Below are 17,127 nucleotides of genomic sequence, written 5' to 3' on the forward strand. Positions count from 1 at the left end.
AGGTTCACCGCCGCGCAGAAACCGGCACCGGCCCGTCCTATTACCGGCCAAGCCTATGCCGTGGACCTCGACTCATTCGCCATGACCGAAGGTGCAGGAGTCACGTTGCTAACGGGACAACGGTGTCCAGCCGCCGGTGTTGGTGGGTACCTGGACTGCCTTCTTCGACCGGAGGACTTGGATTGAGCGCATAATGATGACCACATTCGAGGCAATTCCGGCGAAGTGCAGGGTGCTGCCCGCCGAAGCGGACTCAGCGAGCATCGCCACGACGGCGATGAAGACAAGACCCGAGACGACGATCGTGGCGATCACCGGGACGGACGAGGCGCTTCGCCGCGCGACGATACCCCAGACGCCCACGGCGCAATAGGCAACGGCGACGAGGCAGTAGGCCGCGATGATCAGCACGGCAGCGGTCATCCCGCCCTCGCGGATGTAGCCGCCGTCGGCTTCGACGCTGTTGACCACCCGGATGACCGAGGCGATATTCAGGTAGGCGACAAACGCGGTGGTGGCGGCGAGGATCAGACACGCGATACCGACCGAGACACGCCATCGAACCGAGCGCTGTGCGTCAAACGGATTGGCGAAGCCAGTCGCCAACGGTCACGACAGCCCCGGCGGGGGGCCATGGCCTGTGCTGAGCCGGGAAGGCTGACTGCGGTGACGGCTCTTGTGAGGTCTGGTACTGGTTATCCACGGCGGTTGCTCCTGATTGAACTGATAGGAGCATGCACAGCCCGGCTCCCCCCAACAGCAGGAGCATACTCTTGATCATCGGGGACATGCGGCAAATCAGGCAAAATCCGCAAGGTGATCATTAGGGGTGAGGTGATGGCTCCCGGAGTGTTCTTTGGCCTCCTGGTAATTGCCGGGGGACTTCTTAGCTGGGTGGTCGCACGGCCCCTGGCGCGTCAGGCTGCGAAGATCCGGACGTGGTTTTCGGCCAGTGCCGATCTTGTGTGGTGGACTGTGCGGGGCACCACTCAGGTCCGCGTCGTGGCGGTCATCTGGATTGTCCTTGGCTCCGTGATTGTTGTCCTCAACCTGATGTCCGGTCTGTAGGTTCTGCCATTCGTAGGTTTCGACTTCATTCCATTGATTTGGAATCGAGCAGGGCGGTGAGGCGCTCGACTTGCTCGGAGAGTCGGACGACCTCGTCCCGCAATGGCGCGTCTGCTGCCTCGACTTCCGCCGCTGTCTCGCTAGCGACCTGTTCGACCAGCCACGAGGCTACCGACGCGGTGACTACACCCAAGACGGCGATGCCTCCGATCATGAGGCCGGCAGCCACGAAACGCCCGAGCATCGTCACGGGGTAGTGATCCCCGTAGCCAACCGTTGTTATCGTCGTCAGCGCCCACCACAGGGCGTCGCCGAAGTTGGTGATGTTGGACCCGGGTGCGTTCTCTTCGGCGTCGAGGACAGCCAGCGCGCCGGCGTAGGTCAGGAGGACGGCCGAGCCGAGCACGTAGGTGACGATGCGGCCACGCAGCGCGTTCCCGGCCGCGCCATGGAGGACCCTAAGGAGGGTCACCAGCCGAAGCAGGCGCAAGGGCCTTAGGACGGGGAGGGCCAGTATGGCAAGTTCGTGCAGGTTCCGTATGAACCACCGCGCCTTGGCCGGGGCCAGAGCCAAGTTCGCAAGGTAGTCAACAACGAAGAGCGCCCACGTTATCCAGACGATCGCCTCGATCGGGCCGGCAGCGCGTTCAGGCACATTGCCGATGACCTGGACGGAGTAGGCAACGACAAAAAGCACGGCGGCAATGACAAGAGGCCACTCAGCATAGCGGCGCCAGAGGAGTTGGGTCATGAATGCATCGTAAAGTGCCGCGCACGCGGGACTATCCGAGTAGGCTTCGCACGGCATCCGAGGGGTCGAGGTCCATTTCCGCTTTCAGTTTCAGCCGGTACTTCTCGAAGGCGTGGAACGCGGCGGCAGTGTTGCCTTGCTGTATCTGGGTTTGGATGAGCATCCCCACGGCGCTTTCGTAGAGCGGTTCAAGGTCCAGGGCTGCTTCCAACGCTTCGACTGCGTCTTCATACGCGCGGCGTGCCATCAGGGCTTTGGCGATGGTGTGGAATGCGTGGAGCCGGTCCTGGTGCAACCTGCCCTGTTCGTAGACAACCCAGTCGTCGTACCAATCCGGGAGCAAGTCGGCGTGCCGCAAAAGATGCAGACACGAGGCCACGTTCCCGTCGGGCCCAACTTCGCGCAGTTGCCGGATACGGTTCCGCACCCCATGGAGGTCGACCTCGACGGATTCGCTGAGTGCGAGTACCGGTCCGTCAACGGCCAAGAGGCCGGGGGCCTGTTTTGACACAAGATGCACGCTAACGCGTAGGCTTTCGAGAGCGTTCGGCTCGGAATGCTCCGGCCAGAGCAGACCCGCGAGATAGCTCCGGCGTCGTGCGCCGTAGATTGCCAGGGCGGTGATGAGCCGTTGCTGCCTTGCTGCCAGGTGGACGACAACGCTGTCCCTGCGAAGTTGCCACGTCTGGAGCAGCGTCAATTGGAAAAGCCGGCTGTCGCCGCCCATGAGCCCACCCCCCAACCCCGCACGCACCAGAAAGCCGGAGCAGATCTAGCAATGACTTTCCGTAGTCGGCCAAGTGAAGTCAATGCCGGAGGCGTTTTTAACTAGTCCCGGAGGAAGAATGTCTTCCCACTAGGCCCGTCCGTTCCTTTAGGCAACAACAGAACCTTGCAAACCAACCACGATTCAGCGTGGGTGAGTCGGGTCGCTCGGGATGTCCAGCCACTCTCGCACGGCGTTAACGACGTCGGCCGGAGTTGCGAAGTAGCTCATGGCTGGTTCGCCGTCGTCCTGCTTCCGATAGGTCAGCCGGGCTCGGAAACCTGAGCCCGGGCCTGCCTCGCTCCAGATGTGTATGACCAGCGTGCCCGTCGAAGGTGCCGCCGGGATTGCCCGACTTCCTTGGTCGTCGGAAGCCTCTGCCGGACGATCGTTGTTGGTCATTGCGCTTGCCTTGCTATCGATGTGCGGCCACCAACGTGATGGACGGCGTGGACTCCTTTGTCGGTGTGCTGATCCTTTCGCAAACGGGTCAGGATTTCGTCTGTTTTCGCGCAAGTTTGAGTAAAGATCGGACGCGACCGGCGCCCGGCAGGATCGCTGGTTGTTTGGCCGGCACGGTGGCCCGGTTTCTCCGGGAGCAAGAATCAACAGTGGGCCACCATGGGCGCCTGTTGCGACCGGCTCTCCTGCGCCGGGCGCGGCCGTTCCGGTCAAAGGGGCTCGGCTCGCCGTGCCAGGGTCTCGACAAGCGGCCGGACCACCTCCGGCATCGTCGCGTCAGACCAATGGAAACTCCGGCGCTCCCCGCCACGCGATATCTGCACGGTATGGGTGAACTGATCGGGCGCCGCAGGCGCTTTGTCCGGCTCGGCTGTAGAAGGGGTACCGACGCCGGAGGAACCGCCGAGCAACTCCGCGGCGATAGTCAGAACGTCGTCTGGCAGATCGGGCTCCGCGGCCTCTGCCGCCATCGTGATTCCGGCGATCCCGCCGGAGCGTTCATACCTGATATGCAGTTTGTCCATGGGCGGCTCAGCGGACCGGGACTTTGACGGCATCCCACGCTGACTTGACCGCGTCTGATTCAGCACTGCCCGCTCCGTAGCGTGTCCGTGCTGCCCGCAGGGTAAGAGCCGCGAACGAGCTGAAGGTCGCGTTCGGCCGCAGCCGGGGATCGGTGATGGTGTCGTACCAGATCTGTCCGGCCGCCTCCCACGCGGTGCCACCGATCGCCGTGGCGACGAGGTAGAACGCATGATTGGGAATACCGGAGTTGATGTGGACGCCGCCATTGTCGGACGCCGTCTGGACATAGCCGTCCATCGTCGCCGGCTGGCGGTCGTACTGGTTCGCGGTTCCGGGCGCCTTCATGGAACGGAGCGCGGGCGAGAGCAACGGCCCGACGATATCGGCGCCGATGAGCCAGTCTGCCTCTTCTGCGGTCTGTCCCAGGTGATACTGCTCGACCAGCTCGCCGAAGACATCCGAGCACGACTCGTTGAGAGCACCGGACTGCCCGGAGTAGATCAGGTTCGCCTCATGCTGGGTCACTCCGTGGGTGAGCTCATGGCCGATGACATCAGTGCCCTTGGTCGTATCAGTGAGTGTCTTGCCATCGCCGTCGCCGAAGAACATGTGCCCGGCGTTGTCCCAGAACGCGTTGTCGTAATCGGTGCCGAAGTGAACCAATCCTTCGATCGCCATGCCCTGGCCGTCGATCGAGTCACGGTGGAAGATGTCCCAGTAGAGGGCGTACGTGTAACCGAAGTTGTCATGGGCCTGGTTCACCGATGGATCAGCGGTCGGCGGGTCGCCTTCGGAGCGGACAAGGGTTCCCGGCGTCTGGTCACTGGAATGCGCCTGATCGTAGATCCTGCGGGTGGGGGAGCCGCCTCCCGTCGCCAGCGCCAGCGTGGCAGGCAGGGCGATGGTGCGGGCGGCTATCTCCGCCCTGGCGGTCCGGAGGCCTTGGTCGATCGCCAGAGTGGACAACAGCGCATCGCGCTGCTCGGATTCGGTGCGCGCCAGCTCAATCAGCAGATCAGGCGGGACAATGCAAGCAAGCGGATGGCGGGTCATGGCCGGCCCCAATCCGCGAAGGACGTAATTTCATACATGGCGATCTCCTTTACAGGCTGTTCTTCTCCTTCGCAGCCGGCTCACCAGCGGGCGATTGCTTGAGCCTGAAGCCGCCGCTCACAAGGCAAGTGATGGCGCCGAACGATTGTGCACCTTAAGGCGTTACCGCGCCGTTATCGACCTTCTCCATGTCGATCAATCGGGGATGTCCTTGCATCGGGCAACTCGAAGGTTGCTTTCTGCCCGTGTCTCAACACGAGGGGAGGCAGAACCGCGTGCTCCGCTGGTTCTGCCTCCCGTCTGGTTGTGCTCCTGGGGCCGGTCAGTGCGTCGCTGCCCGGTGGCGTTCAGTGTGCTCGGGTGTTTTGATCTCCTCGTCGACTGCTGCGAGCGATTCGGTGCGTGTTTCGGGTGCCCAGCGCCAGCAGACGAGGGCGCCGATGACGAGAACGGCGACGCAGGCCGTGAGGGCGGTGTCAATGCCGGCGCCTGCGACGACGACGGGGAGCAGGAAGGTGCTTCCTGCTGATCCGAGGCGGCCGGATGCGGTGGCGACACCGACCCCTGAGGCGCGTAGTTCGGTGGGGAACAGTTCGGGCGGGTAGGCGAATTCGAGGTTGGCTGCCGCAGAGAGGACCAGGGCGAAGGAGGCGAACAGAACGACGGCCAGGACAGGGCTGACGGAAGCGAACAGGACCAGCCCTGCCAGCAGGGCTGCGCCGAGGATGAAGCTGCCGATCAGGAACGCCCGGCGTGAGATCTTGTCGATGATCAGCATGCCGACGATGGCTCCGACGAGCAGGAACACGTTGTAGGCGGCACCGGCTGCGAGCTTGCCGGACACGCCGAGGGCTTCCATGACCTGGGGTGCGAAGGTTCCCAGGGCGAAGTAGGGGATGACCTGGCAGACGTAGAACACTGCACCGACGATGGTCCGTTGCCGGTACTGGGCAGAGAACAGAATGGCGAAGCCTCCGGACCGGTTGACCGGGCCCGTGGGAGGAGGCGCGACGTTGGGGCCGACGTGGCGGCGGACGACGTCGGCTGCTTCGGCAAGGCGTCCGTGCCGGGTGAGCCACAGCGGTGATTCGGGGACGCCGAGGCGGAATCCGAAGATGATGAGCGCGGGGGCGGCGCTGACAAGGAGCATCCAGCGCCAGGCGTCGGGCCCGATGTCGGAGAGCAGGAACCCGGCGAGGTAGGCGATGACGTATCCCAGGGCCCAGGCCACGGCGAGGAAGCTCATCAGCCTGCCGCGGAAGTGCCGTGGTGAGTGTTCGGTGACCAGGGACTTGCTGACCACGTAGTCAGCGCCGAGGGCGATGCCCAGCAGGAGCCGGAGGACGAGGAGCTGCCAGGCGTCCTGGACGAAGAACTGCAGGGCCGAGAGGATTCCGAAGGCCAGCATGTCCCAGCCGAAGATCCGGCGGCGGCCGATCCTGTCGGCGATGGGGCCGGTGATGATGGCTCCGAGGAAGAGTCCGGCCAGCGTCGCCGCGCCGAGCAGGCCGATCCAGAGCGGGGTCAGGTGCAAGGCTGCCGTGGCCGAGGCCAGGACGATGCCGACGATGCCGAGGACGAACCCGTCGCTGAACTGGCCGCCGGTGCCGGCGACGGCGACGCGGATGTGGAAACGGGTCAGCGGGGCGTCTTCGTAGGCGATCTGTTGGGTGCTCATCGGGTTGCCTCCGTTCCGGTGGTGCGGGCCTTCTTGACTTCCTGGGTGGTGGCGTCGTAGCCGTTTTCTGCGGCCATGAGGACCCATCGGTCGAAACCGGCGTTGATGTTTTCGTGGAGTCGCCGGCCGTCCCAGGTCAGGTCCTGGATGCATTTGCGGGCGAAGGTGCCCGCGCTGGCGGTCAGGTCGTCGAAGATATTCAGCAGTGCGTCGACGATGACCGGTTCCATGATGTTTAGCTCCAGTTCGCCGGCGGCGACGGCGCATTCGACGGTGTGGGCGGCGCCGCGGATGCGGTAGCTGAGCTGCATGACGAATTCCGGGATGACCGGGTTGATCTTGCCGGGCATGATCGAGGAGCCTGCCTGGACCGCCGGGAGAGTGACTTCACTGATCCCTCCCACGGGGCCGGAGGACAGGAACCTGAGGTCCGCGGCGATTTTGGCCATGGTGATCGCCGCCCGGGCTCCCGCGGATGCGATCGCGGCGTAAGGATCAAGATGGGCCAAGGCATCGACGAGATCCGCTGATCCGGTCAGCTGCCGTCCCGTGGCGTTGCTCAGCTCCTGCACGCAGAGCTCACGGTAACCTTCCGGGGCTCCGATACCGGTTCCCAGGACCGTGGCCCCGATCGGAACCGAATCCAGCTCCGTTGTTGCTGCCCGGAGCCCCTCGGTGACCCGGCGGATGGCTGTGGCGTGGGATCGGTGCGTTTGACCCACCGTGAGGACGACGGCATCTTGAAGGCAGGTCCGGCCAAGCCGCTGGGTGGTGTCATACTCTGAGGCCTTGTCATCAAAGGCCCGGGCAAGAGCAGTCAGCGCTTCCAGCGGCTTCTCGGACAGTTCCCGGATGCTCAAGGCCATGGCCGTGGGATAGGTGTCGTTGGTCGACTGGGACGCGTTGACGTGATCGTTCGGGTGGACAGGCTCACCGGCGATCTGTGATGCCCGGGCGGCGATGACTTCGTTGAAGTTCATGTTCGTCGTGGTCCCGCCGCCGCCGAGAACCAGAGCGGTCGGGAACTGGGTTGCGTGCCGGCCGGCGAGGATCTCGGCACACGCAGCCTCGATCGCCTGTGCGATGTCGGGCGTGAGGACGCCGAGCTTGGCATTGGACCGCGCCGCTGCGGCTTTCACCAAAGCATAATTCCGCACGAAGGCGGGCACATCTGCCACGGTGCGGCCGGCGGTGCCGAAGTTGTCCACTGCGAGGTTCGACTGCTTACCGTACAAAACCTGGCCGCTGGACGTCTCTGTCTGAAGGACCGTCATTTCTAAACCTTTCCAGTGATGCGTACCACAATGCATCGACGGTACGGCCGCCTGATCATGTTCCCGGCAACATGTTGCTGCTTGAACAACATAACTTCGCTTTTTCCCTATGTTCGGCAAAGCTTGAGCAGGGAACGAGTTGCTGTGACAACAACAAATGAAGGAGTGCCGGCATGGGCGATAGTGCGGCGGAACGGGTGGCGGCACTGCTGCTGGCGTTCGAAAACCCGGGACGGGCAGGAGGGGAGCACTCGGTCAGCGAACTTGCCAGGGCGGTGGGCAAGGAGCGAAGCCAGGTCTCACGGATGCTCAAGGCCCTCTCACGCAGCGGCCTTGTCGAACAGGACCCGGACCGGCGCACCTACCGGCTGGGATGGAACCTGCGCATTCTGTCCACCGGCGCAGGAAACTACCCGCTCGTCCAGGCAGCCAGGCCGGCCCTGCAGGCCCTGGTCGCGAAAACCGGGGAAGTAGCCCTCCTGTCCGTCCAGGAAGGCAACCGGTCCCTCACAGTCCTACGCGAAGAATCACAGCAGTCCCTCCAGGCCGGCGGCTGGGTCGGACGCCGGTCCCCGATGCACTGCACAGCCTCCGGACGGGCCCTGATGTTCGACTTCGACGACGAACACATCGAAACACTCACCACCGCCGACTTGGAAATACCCACCTCGGCCTCCGGTGCGCCGAAGAACCTGGCTGCGCTCCTGCAAAGGATCCGCCTCGAGCGAGCCAGAGGCTACTCCATTGCATCCGAAGAAGTCGAAATCGGACTCACCTCCATCGGAGCGCCCGTCCGTGACCGCATGGGCCACATCGCCGGCGTGCTGAACGTCTCCGCACCCACATCCCGGATCATCAACCGAACTGACTCAATCGGGCACCTGCTCATGAACGCATCCAAGGCCATCACGCAGAACCTCGGATCGCGCCGGGTCTAACGGGTTCCATGCAAAAGATGAGGGTGGATGGGCGAACTGCGCGTAACGCGCCCGATTCGAAAGCGTGTCTCGCGAAAACAACGCCTTACGAGACAACCGTGCTGTAGGTGGGGCGGCGTCCGGTCAAGGATCCTCGGGGGAACCCAACCTGTGCCTAAACCGGCTTGACGTGGCTTGACACCGGAGGTTTCCAAAGCCACTTACGCACGGTTCGTGCTACCGGCAGTGGCCGCGCCTGGCGGCGGAAGGAGGTCCGCATGGTTGCGCGCGTAAACCCGGGCCCGTCGAATGCGGACGGCGTAGATCGGGATGATGGTGACGAGTGCGATGACCAGGAAGGCGGAAAAGCCAAGCTGGAAGGCGTCTACCTGCCCGGAAATAAGGTGTTGCACCTGCTGAATTCCGAGCCCCAGATACAGCAGGATGAGGTAGCCAAGCATGAATGAAAGCGTGGTCGGGATGACCGCAGCGTATTTCGCGGCGGCGACCTGCTCGCTCTGATCCAGGTCGAGTTTTTTATTGCTCAGTACGACCTTTGCTACTTTCCGTATCGTGCCGAGGTCGCGGCCGACTGCGTCACGCAGGCGCCGACTTAACGGCAGGCTGACAATGACACATGCGAAGCCAGCGGCCAACAATGCGAACGCCAACGCGACGAGCGCTTCCACACCGGGCCGTGAGTCCCCTTTGTTGCTGTCGATGAATGCGCTGAAAACCATAAGCGCCACCGCAAAGACGACAGCGAACGTGATTGCGACAACCGCAATCTTCCGCCGGATCTCCTTCCGGGTGATCGGCGCCCACCTTGACGGCTGCGGGTGAGTTTCATCATGGCGAAGGAGGAAACGACCGATGAGAAGGCTGATGCCGGTAAGCGCGATTTCACCGGCAATGAACAGGACGGGAATCCATGCAGGTAACTGCGCGGCCACCGTATAGGCAATGATGGCGATCGCACCCAGGAATTCGAGCCCTATCACCACCCGCAGCCACCGTTTGTAGAACCTCTGGCTTCCCTCCGTTCTCGTCACGTTCCAGTTGGAGGTCAATGAACCGAGCGTTAGCGGTCCGTAAATCATCACGGTAAGCGCGAAGCTCGCCAATAACTGCAGTCCGGTGGAGTGGTGCGGCGAGAGGACAAAGATCAAAACAGTTCCGCCGAGCATTAAGCCGGTTGCAATAACCAAGGAAAATATAAAGGCGAACACTTTCAAGATGAAGCCTTTCGTCAGCCGCACCGTGCGGGATTTCGGATCCGATACGGGATTCTTATGTGGCGGCGTTTGGTTTGCGGGGCCATCCATGCATCATGATGTTGGCGAGAGAACTGCCGATACCGCCGCCCAGTCCGGCGTAAAGACCTCCGCTGAAACCGGTGAGGTCGCTGAATCCCCACGCCACGAGAAGGGATAGCAGCAGGGGCGGAACAAGCAGGACCCCACGGCGAACCCACAATTGCTTTCTGACAGGTTCCGGAGCCTTAAGTGAGAAGACAGCCAAAAGCACAAAGAGAACAGGCATCAACAGCGCAGGGATCATCCACGCCCGCAATGGCCACCAGCGCCACAGCCCAGCGCCGGCCATCACGAACAGAACCACCAAAGCCACACAAGCTGCGACAAGGATCACCCAGTGCAAGCGCGAGACTCGAAGTCGCTCAAGGGCCCGGGCGAGTAGAGCAGATTCTTCCTCGTCGTTTGTCATCGCGGCCGACTCAGCAAACGGGCCGGCGGGAATGCCTGCGTCGCGGACCAGTACCCATGATCGTTATGGCATTCATTCGTGTTCCCCCAATCGTCGCGACGCCACGGAGCCCGCGGAGGTTACCGGCAAAGGCATGCCCGAACCACGCCGGCATGTCCTCCCGCAACCCGGATCTCCCGCAACAATCAACTGGTCCCACCATAGATAATCAGCAAGCTTCGTAACTAGAGTGTTCGCTACCTGCACAGACCGTGCAGGCCGGAAGAACTCTGCCTGTTGACGTGGCTTCCAACCCGGACCTAGCATGGCGGTGCCGGAGAGTGAACTGTTTATTGTGAGCGTAAGGGAAGCCGAATCGGCGGCTCCGGTGGTCACCGGTTCCAGCGAGGTACCGGTGACGGTGATTGCCCCGGACCGGGCCAGCGGAACGGCTCGGTGTCCGGAAACGGCCCTCGGCTTTGCCTCGCCGGGCCCGGGAAGCGGATGGCACGCCTCGCGATCGAGCTGCCGACTTGGTGGTCGTTGATCGTCTTGATGGAATGAATGCTGAAGCCGGTGCGCTGCTGCAACAGCCCGCATACGGAAATGGATGGAGCACCCCGATGAACGCTGGGCAGGCTTCAGGACAGGAACGTCCCGTGTTGATGATGCGTACGCTGGTCCGCGGTCTGGCATGGGACGTGGGGCTGCCGCTGGCTGTCTACTACGTTCTGCACCTGGCCCGCGCCACCGACTGGGCAGCGCTGCTGGCGGCGACCGGAGCCGCCGGCTGCCGGTTGTTGTGGACCGCGTTGAAGCGGCATTCGCTGAACCCGTTTGCCATGCTGATGGTCATTGTTTTCGGGCTCGGCCTCGTTCTGTCTTTCCTCACCGGCGACCCGCGGTTTCTCCTGCTCAAGGATTCGGCCATCACCGGTGGGCTGGGTATTTCATTCCTCGTTTTTGCGGCCTTGGGACATCCCCTGACCGTGGACGCGGTCAAGACTTGGAGGCCCGAACGCGCCGCCGACATCGACCGGGACTTCCACAGCAATCCGGCGGCGCACCGCTGGCACCTGAAGGTCTCCATAGTCTGGGGTGTGGGACTGTTTGCGGAAGCCGGCACCAGGGCCGTCCTGGTCTACCTGCTGCCTATTGATGTCATGGTCGGGCTTTCCGCCGCCCTAGCGGTGATCGCTTTCGCTGCCCTCATCGCCTGGACTATCCGGGACCGGAAGCGACAGCAAGCAGCGTGGTCTCCCTGACGGCGGTGCCCCTGCCGGTTCTGACGATGAACGTCAGTCAAGTGCCAGCCGGGCGATGGTTTTGATGGGGCCGTGCTCGGATGGTCGCGACCTGGGGCCTGTCCCGCAGGAAGGTGGAGGACGAGAAGCTCGTGCGGGAGATATCCCGGGTTCGTTACGGTGAAAGACACTTGGCCGTGCTGAACCGAGGTCTTGTCCGCGGACAGCTGCATGGCTCCGGGCATCATCGGGGCGCCCAACATACCCCTGCGCATGTCCGTCTCGGATGCCCTGCCCCTTCGCCTCACGGCCTGTGCCTGAGGGCTTCGAGGCGGGCTTTGTATTCGGTTTCGTCGATCTCGCCCCGGGCGAACCGCTGGCTGAGGATCCGCTCCGGGTCATCGTGTCCCGGGCCCGGCGGGTAGTGCCCGCCCCAGCCGTCCCAACCGGTCCTTGTCCTGCGGAGAAGGACAAAGACGAGAAGGGCGACGCTTCCCCAGAACAGGAGCATCATGATGCCCATGACCGCCCAGCTCCAGACACCCCAACCACCGTAGCCATACATCATTTCGTGCTCCTCTCCTCATGACCAAGTCTCTGTCTTGCGCACGCCTTGGGGCAGGGTCTTTGGACTCGGGACGGCCCGCTGCGGAGCTTCCGTGCGGTTTGGATGGCTGCACGGCGCGGATTGGGTATTCGTGCAGCGTGAGGTCCCCTTGCCGTCCTCTTCCGGGTTCATGCCCCTGGCCTGGAAGAAAGGCCCCCGTCTTTTCCTGTGGTGGGTCCTTGGACCCTGCCGCAGGGGACCTGGCAGGACAACAATCTGAGCTGGGTGGATATGCGGTCCGATGGGCGGATCCGGTCCATTCGGAGTGTCGGTTCGATGGCGTGATTCGTCAGTGAATGGAGGCGGAAGGCAGAGATGGGCGGATTCGCAGTGAGAGCCGCGGTCCAGGCTGAAGGGATGTACGTGGGCTGGGGGGATTTTCTGATCCAGCTTGGCAATCTGATTGTCATCGCGGCGATGGTTGTCTTGTTCGTTTTGGCCCTGGTTCTTCCGTTCCCCCGCGGAAGGGGAAGAAAATGACCGCGGCGAGTGATTCTTCGGGCCAGGTTGAGCGTTACTCGACCTGGACGGGCAGGACTCGCGGCTGGTTGCTGCGGCGTATTCCGCCGGACAAGTTGCTGCCGGAAGATCAGCCGAGCTACGTGTCCTCCTGGATTTACGTGTTTGGCATGGGGGCGATCGCGTCCTTGGCCTACGTCATCGTCTCCGGCTGTGTTCTGGCACTGAACGGTCCTGCCTGGTACCACGTGTCCGGTCTGGGCCATTTCATCAACAGCACTCATTTGTGGAGTGTTGAGCTTTTCTTTATGTTCATGGTCGTCCATTTGTGGGGGAAGTTCTGGATGGCTGCCTGGCGGGGCGGGCGTGTACTGACCTGGATCACGGGGATGATCGCGTTCGTCGTTTCGATCGTGACGGCTTTCACCGGCTACCTGGTGCAGACTAACTTTGACTCGCAATGGATCGCGTTCCAAGCCAAGGATGCCCTCAACGCCGTCGGTGTGGGCGCGTGGTTCAACGTGGCCGACCTGGGACAGATACTGATGTGGCACATCACCCTGCTGCCATTGGCCGTTGCCCTGGTCGTGGCCTTCCACGTTGTGTTGGTACGCGTGCACGGGGTGGCGCCGCCCCTGGACGCCGCGGCTGGCGACGCCCAGCTTCGGGGCACCGGGGCCGCGGAATCCGCGCCCGACCCGGCCTCCGGGGACGTAGGCCGGCCGTGAGAACAAAGAGGCGGCAGGAGTCCGCAGGCCGGAGCGAAGAGCTGGCCCGCATGCCGTGGCGCGGCCGGACGCTGGAGTATGACCTGTTCAAGGAACTCACCATTGCCATGATGGTCGTCGGGTTGCTCGTGCTGGGGCTGTCGGCTGTCGTCGGCTCACCGGATGAACCTGGTGTCACCCTCAAATCGTGGGCGACGGCGGCACCGGCAGACTTCGTGGCAACGGCGGCTGCCGAACTGGCCGGCACCAGCGACACGGCCGGGTACGGCCCGCCCTACAACACGACATCCGATGCAACGCAAAAACTGGGTCCGATCGACCTCCAGAATCTCTCCGGTGCACGCATCCCGATCGACACCGCCAACGACTTCGTCATCGCACCGCTGGCGACGCTGCCCGAGCCCCCGGCCGCGATCGCTGACTGGACCGGCGCCACTGACGCCCAGCGCAGCGCCTGGGCAACGGCGTACACCGACGCCCTTGACAAAGCACCGGACAACGACCCCGCGAAAGTCGCCGCAGGTGACTACGGGCCGGTGCCCGCGTTGACCGGGGCCTTGCTGGCTATGGCCCGGCAGGGAGCCCTGGACCCGGTGCTGAACAGCAAAGGATCCTTCTACAACGCCAACTACACCGCAAGCATCCTCTTCCTGGGCGACGGCAAATACTTTCCCGCCATGGCCGATGCCCAGCATCTGACCGGAGACCAATGGGGAATGATGAACGAGACTGGGAACTACCCGGGCCAGTCCTGGCTCTGGCTGTTCTCTCTGCTGTACCAGGTCGAGCCGTTCAAGTCCTCGCCGAACGCCGACGTACTGGCAGTCTTCACGATGGCCATCCTCACCCTGCTGCTGACCCTGGTGCCGCTGATCCCGGGGCTAAGGTCCCTGCCCCGGTGGATACCGGTACACCGCCTGATCTGGCGGGACTACTACCGGCGGCGGTAACCCGCAACGAGCCCCGTTCGTCTTTTGTCTTCCTCGGCACCCGGTTCACGGAACGCCGGACAGGTTCGCCAGCACGGCCCCGGGCCAAATCAAGCACTGCATGGACCCCGGGCGCCGCTGGTGCCTGTTACTCGACTGCGGCCAAGGCAACGGCGGTTTTTGGCTTGATGGCGCCGGTCGCTATAGGTGTCGCCATCGCATTGGCGGTGTCGTGAAACCCGTTTGTGAAGTCGAAAAACAGCGCCAAGGAGATGACCAGCACCACCATCACGGTGAGATCCATGCCGAAACCAATCTGAACGTTGAAACAGCCAAGCCGTGGAGGACAAGGGTTCTTCGATGTGCCATGCACACACCCTCGGACGCTATGCCGGTGTGAGGTCGCGGGTGCGGAACCGTTGGACGCCGAGAGCGGCGAGGACGATCGCCGTGCTTGAGAGGACAAGGATGGGCAGCAGGGTGAAGTCTTCGGCGGGTATTCGCGGGACTGCGCCGAAGGGCGTGGATTTGATGAAGTCGTCGGACAGCGAGAATAAAGGACCGAACGTGGCAATCAATATGCAGATGCCGTAGAAAGCCCAGGAAACGCTGAGGCTCTGGCGGGGCAGGAAGCCGTCGAGGAACAGCAGAACAGCCATCATGAACAGGACCGCGGGCCAGTAGGCGAAGGTGGCAGCCGCCAGTTGCGGTCCGGTGGCCGCGCCGTTGGACGACGCGCCGGTAAGATAGCCGCCGACGATGAGCATCAGGGCGGAACCGGCTGCGGCGACGAGGATGTGGGCACTGAGCCAGCGGAGGCGTGATAGCGCGCCGGCGAGTTGGGATTCCAATCGCCCTGTGGCCTCCTCATTGCGTGCGCCGGACAGGCTTTGCACCGCGAATGCTCCAGCCAGCATGCCGTTGAATAGCACGAAGATACCCAGCACGCCGTCGAGCATGCTGTGGGAGCTGCCGACAAACGACTTGGCAAACGGATTCGAGGGGTCCAAGGCTGTGGTCATGGCCTGGGCGACGCCGCCAAAGAACAGCCCGGCAACGATCGCGCCAGCCAGCCAGCCGATGAGCGTTCCACGTTGAAGGCGCAGCACCAGGCCCACGGGTTCAACCAGAAATCCGGAAGCCCTGGATGGGCCGCGCGGTTCGGTGAGCAGCCCTGAGCCGAGGTCGCGACGGGTTTCGATGCGCAAGGCGATTGAGCATCCGAGCACAGTCAGTGCCAGCAGTGCCAGCAAGGGCCACCAGTTGTCCTGCCCGAAGGCCCGCATGTTTTGTGCCCATCCAATCGGCGAGAGCCAGCTGAGCGCAGCCACGTTCGTTCCCTCCGCCTGGACGTCTGCCGCGGCCCGGATGAGGTAAAAGACAGCGAGCACAGTCACGGCAAGCGAGTTTGCGCCGCGGCTGGTGGAGGCGACCTGGCCGCAGATCGCGGCGATGCCCAGGAACGCCAGTCCAGCCCCGGCGATCGACGCGCCCATGATCAGTGAACCGGCCATGGGCAGCTTTTCGCTGAGGCACAGGAGGGAGATCAGCACACCAACGAGCACATTGAGGCCTCCGACGACGGTGTAGCCTGCCATGCTGAAGGCATGGCGGCCCAGTACCGAGGACCGGAGCAGCTCTGTCCGTCCGGCTTCTTCATCGGCCCGTCCGTTACGGGTCAAGAGAAAGATGGAGGCGAAGCCCAGGGCCAATGCCAGGGTCATCCAGATCTTGATGACGAGGATCCCGCCCAGGGAACCTGCCGCATAGGGAAGGCCTGTCATCGCCGCAACTGCCGGATTGTTGGCTACCTGGGCATAAGCGTCCCTGGCTGCCTGTGTCGGAAAGGCCTGTTGCTGTGAGTCGTAGACCACGGGAATCATGACCGCCAGCACGATCGCCCAAATGGACAGGCGCAACCAATTGCGGCGCAGCACGAACCACACCATGGCACCGAACCCCGTCATAGGCCCGGACGGTGCCCCACCGGCGTCGGCAAGGCTTCTCGTGCCGTTCATCGCCGGCCTGCTGCCTGCGTCGTCTGCGTGACTTTGGTCTTCCCGATCCCGCCGTAGTGGCGCAGGAACAGGTCCTCCAAGGAGGGCGGGCTGGAGAGCAGCGAACGGGGAGAGTGAGTTGCTATGACTGAGAGCACGCCGCCAAGTTCGGGTTCGCCGACCGTGAAGGTGGCCTTGTCGCCGTCGACCGCCAAGTCATGCACGCCGGGGACGGAAGCCAGGATCGTGCCGGCCTGCTCCAGCTCCACGGACACCGTGGCGCGGCGCAGGTGCCGGAGTTCACTGAGCAGGCCGGCCTCGACGGTGCGGCCCTCCCGGATGATGGTCACCGTGTCGCACAGCTTTTCCACCTCGGCAAAAATGTGGCTGGAGAGCAGGACGCTGCGCCCCTGGGCCTTCACCTCCTGGATGCACTCGGTGAACACCTGTTCCATCAGCGGGTCCAGCCCCACGGTCGGCTCGTCAAGGATGAGGAGCTCGGCGTCCGACGCCAGGCCTGCAACCAGGGCCACTTTCTGCCGGTTACCCTTTGAATAGCTGCGTGCTTTCTTGGAGGGGTCCAGTTCGAACCGCGCGAGCAGGTCATCCCTCTTGGCCCGGTCCACTCCGCCGCGAAGATGGGAGAGGATGTCGATGGCCTGGCCTCCGGTGAGGTTCGGCCACAGGCTTACTTCGCCGGGCACGTAGGCGATGCGCCGGTGCAGGGTTACGGCGTCCTGCCAGGGATCGCCGCCCAGAAGGCGTGCTCTGCCGCCGTCGGACCTCAAGAGGCCGAGGAGGATGCGGATGGTGGTCGACTTGCCTGAGCCGTTGGGTCCAAGGAAGCCCGCGACTGTGCCTTGCCGGACCTGCAGGTCCAACCCGTCCAGGGCTGTGACGTGTCCGAATCGCTTGACCAGTCCGGCGACGTCGATGGCCAATGTTTGTGACGACATTATTCTTCC

The 17,127-nt window shown here is 63.3% G+C and carries 18 protein-coding genes and 1 pseudogene; 5 read left to right on the plus strand and 14 right to left on the minus strand.

The window, feature by feature from the left end:
• Nucleotides 1-108: 108 nt before the first annotated feature.
• On the minus strand, nt 109-606 hold the full coding sequence (locus ABCW42_RS08985; RefSeq protein WP_423184503.1) for a hypothetical protein: 498 nt from the start codon (nt 604-606) through the stop codon (nt 109-111).
• Nucleotides 607-816: 210 nt separating this feature from the next.
• Here ABCW42_RS08985 and ABCW42_RS08990 point away from each other — a divergent pair, with 210 nt between their 5' ends.
• Nucleotides 817-1,068: a hypothetical protein gene (locus tag ABCW42_RS08990; protein ID WP_423184504.1), complete on the plus strand. Its 252-nt coding sequence runs from the start codon at nt 817-819 to the stop codon at nt 1,066-1,068.
• A gap of 25 nt (nt 1,069-1,093) precedes the next feature.
• Here the strand turns inward: ABCW42_RS08990 and ABCW42_RS08995 are convergent, their stop codons facing one another.
• The 7 genes from ABCW42_RS08995 to ABCW42_RS09025 form a co-directional block, all read right to left on the minus strand.
• Nucleotides 1,094-1,819 (minus strand): potassium channel family protein, encoded by a 726-nt coding sequence (locus ABCW42_RS08995; protein WP_423184505.1) that lies wholly within the window; start codon nt 1,817-1,819, stop codon nt 1,094-1,096.
• A gap of 31 nt (nt 1,820-1,850) precedes the next feature.
• A complete protein-coding gene (locus ABCW42_RS09000; RefSeq protein WP_423184506.1) occupies nt 1,851-2,546 on the minus strand; it encodes an AfsR/SARP family transcriptional regulator in 696 nt (231 codons plus the stop codon).
• Nucleotides 2,547-2,729: 183 nt separating this feature from the next.
• Nucleotides 2,730-2,987, minus strand: a complete 258-nt coding sequence (locus ABCW42_RS09005; protein ID WP_423184507.1) for a hypothetical protein — start codon at nt 2,985-2,987, stop codon at nt 2,730-2,732.
• A 269-nt stretch (nt 2,988-3,256) separates the two neighbouring features.
• Nucleotides 3,257-3,571 (minus strand): protealysin inhibitor emfourin, encoded by a 315-nt coding sequence (locus ABCW42_RS09010; protein ID WP_423184508.1) that lies wholly within the window; start codon nt 3,569-3,571, stop codon nt 3,257-3,259.
• 7 nt (nt 3,572-3,578) lie between these two features.
• Nucleotides 3,579-4,625, minus strand: coding sequence for a M4 family metallopeptidase (locus ABCW42_RS09015; RefSeq protein WP_423184509.1), 1,047 nt, complete (start codon nt 4,623-4,625; stop codon nt 3,579-3,581).
• A 322-nt stretch (nt 4,626-4,947) separates the two neighbouring features.
• Nucleotides 4,948-6,303: an MFS transporter gene (locus ABCW42_RS09020; protein WP_423184510.1), complete on the minus strand. Its 1,356-nt coding sequence runs from the start codon at nt 6,301-6,303 to the stop codon at nt 4,948-4,950.
• Nucleotides 6,300-7,577 (minus strand): lyase family protein, encoded by a 1,278-nt coding sequence (locus ABCW42_RS09025; RefSeq protein WP_423184511.1) that lies wholly within the window; start codon nt 7,575-7,577, stop codon nt 6,300-6,302. The genes ABCW42_RS09020 and ABCW42_RS09025 overlap by 4 nt, the downstream gene beginning before the upstream one ends.
• A gap of 173 nt (nt 7,578-7,750) precedes the next feature.
• Between ABCW42_RS09025 and ABCW42_RS09030 the strand changes: the two genes are divergently transcribed.
• Entirely contained in the window at nt 7,751-8,515 is a 765-nt protein-coding gene (locus ABCW42_RS09030) for an IclR family transcriptional regulator (RefSeq protein ID WP_423184512.1), read from the plus strand.
• A 200-nt stretch (nt 8,516-8,715) separates the two neighbouring features.
• On the opposite strand, the gene ABCW42_RS09035 is transcribed toward ABCW42_RS09030, so the two are convergent.
• Together ABCW42_RS09035 and ABCW42_RS09040 are read right to left on the minus strand one after the other, a co-directional pair.
• Nucleotides 8,716-9,819, minus strand: coding sequence for a hypothetical protein (locus ABCW42_RS09035; protein WP_423184513.1), 1,104 nt, complete (start codon nt 9,817-9,819; stop codon nt 8,716-8,718).
• Entirely contained in the window at nt 9,785-10,219 is a 435-nt protein-coding gene (locus ABCW42_RS09040; protein WP_423184514.1) for a hypothetical protein, read from the minus strand. Before ABCW42_RS09040 ends, ABCW42_RS09035 begins: the two co-directional genes overlap by 35 nt.
• A gap of 602 nt (nt 10,220-10,821) precedes the next feature.
• Here ABCW42_RS09040 and ABCW42_RS09045 point away from each other — a divergent pair.
• Nucleotides 10,822-11,463, plus strand: coding sequence for a VC0807 family protein (locus ABCW42_RS09045; RefSeq protein WP_423184515.1), 642 nt, complete (start codon nt 10,822-10,824; stop codon nt 11,461-11,463).
• 283 nt (nt 11,464-11,746) lie between these two features.
• On the opposite strand, the gene ABCW42_RS09050 is transcribed toward ABCW42_RS09045, so the two are convergent.
• Nucleotides 11,747-12,010, minus strand: coding sequence for an SHOCT domain-containing protein (locus ABCW42_RS09050; protein WP_423184516.1), 264 nt, complete (start codon nt 12,008-12,010; stop codon nt 11,747-11,749).
• A 515-nt stretch (nt 12,011-12,525) separates the two neighbouring features.
• Between ABCW42_RS09050 and ABCW42_RS09055 the strand changes: the two genes are divergently transcribed.
• Together ABCW42_RS09055 and ABCW42_RS09060 are read left to right on the plus strand one after the other, a co-directional pair.
• Nucleotides 12,526-13,236 (plus strand): cytochrome b N-terminal domain-containing protein, encoded by a 711-nt coding sequence (locus ABCW42_RS09055; RefSeq protein ID WP_423184517.1) that lies wholly within the window; start codon nt 12,526-12,528, stop codon nt 13,234-13,236.
• A complete protein-coding gene (locus ABCW42_RS09060) occupies nt 13,233-14,186 on the plus strand; it encodes a hypothetical protein (RefSeq protein ID WP_423184518.1) in 954 nt (317 codons plus the stop codon). The genes ABCW42_RS09055 and ABCW42_RS09060 overlap by 4 nt, the downstream gene beginning before the upstream one ends.
• 133 nt (nt 14,187-14,319) lie before the next feature.
• Here the strand turns inward: ABCW42_RS09060 and ABCW42_RS09065 are convergent.
• The 3 genes and pseudogenes from ABCW42_RS09065 to ABCW42_RS09075 all read right to left on the minus strand — a co-directional run.
• A pseudogene (locus ABCW42_RS09065) lies at nt 14,320-14,469 on the minus strand (inorganic phosphate transporter); the annotation flags it as partial.
• Nucleotides 14,470-14,551: 82 nt separating this feature from the next.
• On the minus strand, nt 14,552-16,183 hold the full coding sequence (locus tag ABCW42_RS09070; protein WP_423184519.1) for an ABC transporter permease: 1,632 nt from the start codon (nt 16,181-16,183) through the stop codon (nt 14,552-14,554).
• Complete coding sequence (locus ABCW42_RS09075) at nt 16,180-17,118, minus strand: ATP-binding cassette domain-containing protein (protein ID WP_423184520.1); 939 nt, start codon at nt 17,116-17,118, stop codon at nt 16,180-16,182. Before ABCW42_RS09075 ends, ABCW42_RS09070 begins: the two co-directional genes overlap by 4 nt.
• Nucleotides 17,119-17,127 lie beyond the last annotated feature (9 nt).

It is taken from the genome of Arthrobacter sp. NyZ413 (assembly GCF_049390645.1).
Taxonomy (GTDB): Bacteria; Actinomycetota; Actinomycetes; order Actinomycetales; family Micrococcaceae; genus Arthrobacter.

What these genes read in the sequence shown, in the direction of transcription:
- ABCW42_RS08995 (WP_423184505.1), bottom strand. Translation starts at nt 1,819, where the DNA reads ATGACCCAACTCCTCTGGCGCCGCTATGCTGAGTGGCCTCTTGTCATT.
- ABCW42_RS09000 (WP_423184506.1), bottom strand. Translation starts at nt 2,546, where the DNA reads ATGGGCGGCGACAGCCGGCTTTTCCAATTGACGCTGCTCCAGACGTGG.
- ABCW42_RS09005 (WP_423184507.1), bottom strand. Translation starts at nt 2,987, where the DNA reads ATGACCAACAACGATCGTCCGGCAGAGGCTTCCGACGACCAAGGAAGT.
- ABCW42_RS09010 (WP_423184508.1), bottom strand. Translation starts at nt 3,571, where the DNA reads ATGGACAAACTGCATATCAGGTATGAACGCTCCGGCGGGATCGCCGGA.
- ABCW42_RS09015 (WP_423184509.1), bottom strand. Translation starts at nt 4,625, where the DNA reads ATGACCCGCCATCCGCTTGCTTGCATTGTCCCGCCTGATCTGCTGATT.
- ABCW42_RS09020 (WP_423184510.1), bottom strand. Translation starts at nt 6,303, where the DNA reads ATGAGCACCCAACAGATCGCCTACGAAGACGCCCCGCTGACCCGTTTC.
- ABCW42_RS09025 (WP_423184511.1), bottom strand. Translation starts at nt 7,577, where the DNA reads ATGACGGTCCTTCAGACAGAGACGTCCAGCGGCCAGGTTTTGTACGGT.
- ABCW42_RS09030 (WP_423184512.1), top strand. Translation starts at nt 7,751, where the DNA reads ATGGGCGATAGTGCGGCGGAACGGGTGGCGGCACTGCTGCTGGCGTTC.
- ABCW42_RS09035 (WP_423184513.1), bottom strand. Translation starts at nt 9,819, where the DNA reads ATGGATGGCCCCGCAAACCAAACGCCGCCACATAAGAATCCCGTATCG.
- ABCW42_RS09040 (WP_423184514.1), bottom strand. Translation starts at nt 10,219, where the DNA reads ATGACAAACGACGAGGAAGAATCTGCTCTACTCGCCCGGGCCCTTGAG.
- ABCW42_RS09045 (WP_423184515.1), top strand. Translation starts at nt 10,822, where the DNA reads ATGAACGCTGGGCAGGCTTCAGGACAGGAACGTCCCGTGTTGATGATG.
- ABCW42_RS09050 (WP_423184516.1), bottom strand. Translation starts at nt 12,010, where the DNA reads ATGATGTATGGCTACGGTGGTTGGGGTGTCTGGAGCTGGGCGGTCATG.
- ABCW42_RS09055 (WP_423184517.1), top strand. Translation starts at nt 12,526, where the DNA reads ATGACCGCGGCGAGTGATTCTTCGGGCCAGGTTGAGCGTTACTCGACC.
- ABCW42_RS09070 (WP_423184519.1), bottom strand. Translation starts at nt 16,183, where the DNA reads ATGAACGGCACGAGAAGCCTTGCCGACGCCGGTGGGGCACCGTCCGGG.
- ABCW42_RS09075 (WP_423184520.1), bottom strand. Translation starts at nt 17,118, where the DNA reads ATGTCGTCACAAACATTGGCCATCGACGTCGCCGGACTGGTCAAGCGA.